Genomic DNA, 2,467 nt, shown 5'->3' on the forward strand with positions numbered 1-2,467 from the left:
ATTTTTTCACATATTTGACGCCCTGCGATACTAAACTTACCACTTTTTCAGTGGCGTCCTTGCAGAAGTGGGAGTCTTCTCGACTGAGATAAAATTCATCACTTATTTGATATAGTTTTTTAATTCTTCCCGCATCGCCCGCAATGCGTTTCCACGATGGCTTCTTGCATTTTTATCCTCCGGAGACAACTCTGCCGTAGAACAATCCAAATCCGGTACATAGAAAATCGGATCATAACCAAATCCATTTTCTCCTGCCGGTTTATCACCAATATAACCTTCAATGGTTCCACGCACCACGATCGGCTCCTGCCCCGGAACTACCGCCGCGATTGCACACACAAATCGTGCCGTACGTTTCTCCTTCGGCACGCCCTGCAGTCGATCCAGCAGCATCTGATTTTTAATATCATAGGAAGTATCTTCTCCCGCATAGCGTGCAGAATAAATGCCTGGCTCCTTATTCAGATAATCTATCTCCAGTCCGGAATCATCTGCCAGTACAATGTCATTACAATGTGCGGCAACTGCTTTTGCCTTGATCAATGCATTTTCTTCAAATGTTGTTCCATCCTCGACAATATCCACGTCAATTCCGGCTTCCTTCATGGAAAGGATCTCCCAGCCAAGGTCTCCCAGAATCTCGTGAATCTCTCTCATTTTATTTTTATTGCCAGTTGCAAAAATAATTCTCTGCTTCATACTGCCTGTCCCTCTTTTCTGTGATTTTACGTTTCCCTGCATGCAAAATGGTTGCTTTTCTATGCCTCTGTCTTTTTTCTTCTTGGCGGCTTCGGTCCGATATACTGATACAGATTTGTCCGCAGCATACCGTTATAAATTTTACGTTTTTTATCTGCTTTCTTTCCAATGCTACGCTCTGTATCCTCATAGGAAGTGATCAGATACTCTGACCAGCAGTCAAGTCCTGCAAATGCCTCTCCGATCTCATGATACAGTTTTGGCAGCGCTGCCTTCTCTTCCAGACGTTCTCCGTATGGTGGATTTGTAATAACAAAGCCATATTTTTTCGGGTTCTTTAATTCGCTGACCGATCTCTGCTGAAAATGGATCAGGTGATCCACTCCAGCACGTTTTGCATTATCTCTGGCTGCCCGGATAATTTCACCATCAATATCATAGCCCTGAATATTTGTCTCGATATCTGTGTTGACCATTTCTTTTGCTTCCTCAAAACAGTCATCCCACAATTCCTTTGGAATCAGGTTTGTCCAGGTCTGTGCCGTAAACGTGCGGTTCATTCCCGGTGCAATATTCGCTGCGATCATAGCTGCCTCAATTGGAATCGTTCCACTTCCACAAAACGGATCTACCAGAATACGATCTGCTTTCCATGGCGTTAAAAGGATCATAGCCGCTGCTAGTGTCTCTGTGATCGGTGCCTTACTGCTCAGCACACGATAACCACGCTTATGAAGGGATTCTCCCGATGTATCAATGCCAATGGTCACTTCATCTTTATTCAAAAATACACGCAGCGGATAGGAAGCACCAGTTTCTTCAAACCAGTTCACCTCATAATAGGTTTTCAACCGCTCTACGATCGCTTTTTTTACAATAGACTGGATATCAGACGGACTAAACAGTTTACTTTTGACCGAAGATGCCTTGGTTACCCAGAATTTTGCATCTACCGGCAGATAATTCTCCCATGGAATCGCCTTCACCGCTTCAAATAATTCGTCAAATGTCTCCGCATGAAACTCTCCCACTTTTAAAAGCACACGCTCCGTTGTCCGCAAATGGATATTTGCACGACAAATTGTCTCCATATCACCTTCGTATGTAACCCTGCCATCTTCCACTTTGACAATGTCATAGCCCAGATCGTAGATCTCACGCTTTAAAATTGCCTCCATACCAAAATGACAAGGAGAAATAAACTGCTGTAACTCCATCTTTTCTCTCCTGTTATTCTTATTTATCGTTATTGTCAAATTTTTATGTAAAGCGGACATTTTCAATCCGCTCTCGCTACCTGCTCATGAACGAAATCACTTTACGACCTGCGTTCAAAAACTTGTTTCCTTCTATTAGTTCCTATCATTATAATCTTTTCTTATTTATGCTGTCAATCATCAGATCTACTGGTATATTTTCAAAACTGATACGCATCCATGCCTCCGGCAACCGAACAAATTCGAAATCCCCGTTTCACGTATCTGCATCCTTCCTGCACACTTGCATTTCCATGCTGACAATAAAAAATCAACAACCGCTCCTTTGATGCGTGTTCCATAAATGCCTCCAGCTCCTCCACTGGCACATTTCTCGCTCCCGGAATATGCCACTGGCGATAATCCTCAGGATCGCGCAAATCAATCAAATACGCATTCCATCTTCGCCTGTAAGTCTCAATCTCTTTCGCACTGATCAGACACAATCCCATAACCTTTCCCCCATAATATGCTGCATCACAGCAACCTTAATAAATTCATTCTGATAT

Annotated in this window: 3 protein-coding genes; all 3 read right to left on the bottom strand. The window is 43.1% G+C overall.

Annotation, left to right across the window (positions count from 1 at the left end):
- Positions 1 to 102 precede the first annotated feature (102 nt).
- The 3 genes from LG34_RS11375 to LG34_RS11385 all read right to left on the bottom strand — a co-directional run bounded on the left by LG34_RS11375 (position 103) and on the right by LG34_RS11385 (position 2,410).
- Positions 103 to 702 carry an XTP/dITP diphosphatase gene (locus LG34_RS11375; protein WP_109216158.1) on the bottom strand — a complete coding sequence of 200 codons (600 nt, stop codon included), beginning with the start codon at positions 700 to 702 and terminating at the stop codon, positions 103 to 105.
- A gap of 59 nt (positions 703 to 761) precedes the next feature.
- Entirely contained in the window at positions 762 to 1,919 is a 1,158-nt protein-coding gene (locus tag LG34_RS11380; RefSeq protein ID WP_109216159.1) for a THUMP domain-containing class I SAM-dependent RNA methyltransferase, read from the bottom strand.
- Positions 1,920 to 2,119: 200 nt separating this feature from the next.
- On the bottom strand, positions 2,120 to 2,410 hold the full coding sequence (locus LG34_RS11385) for a rhodanese-like domain-containing protein (protein ID WP_109216160.1): 291 nt from the start codon (positions 2,408 to 2,410) through the stop codon (positions 2,120 to 2,122).
- Positions 2,411 to 2,467: the final 57 nt, after the last annotated feature.

Source organism: Eubacterium ramulus (assembly GCF_003122485.1).
GTDB lineage: Bacteria > Bacillota > Clostridia > Lachnospirales > Lachnospiraceae > Eubacterium_I > Eubacterium_I ramulus_A.

What these genes read in the sequence shown, in the direction of transcription:
- LG34_RS11375 (WP_109216158.1), bottom strand. Translation starts at nt 702, where the DNA reads ATGAAGCAGAGAATTATTTTTGCAACTGGCAATAAAAATAAAATGAGA.
- LG34_RS11380 (WP_109216159.1), bottom strand. Translation starts at nt 1,919, where the DNA reads ATGGAGTTACAGCAGTTTATTTCTCCTTGTCATTTTGGTATGGAGGCA.
- LG34_RS11385 (WP_109216160.1), bottom strand. Translation starts at nt 2,410, where the DNA reads ATGGGATTGTGTCTGATCAGTGCGAAAGAGATTGAGACTTACAGGCGA.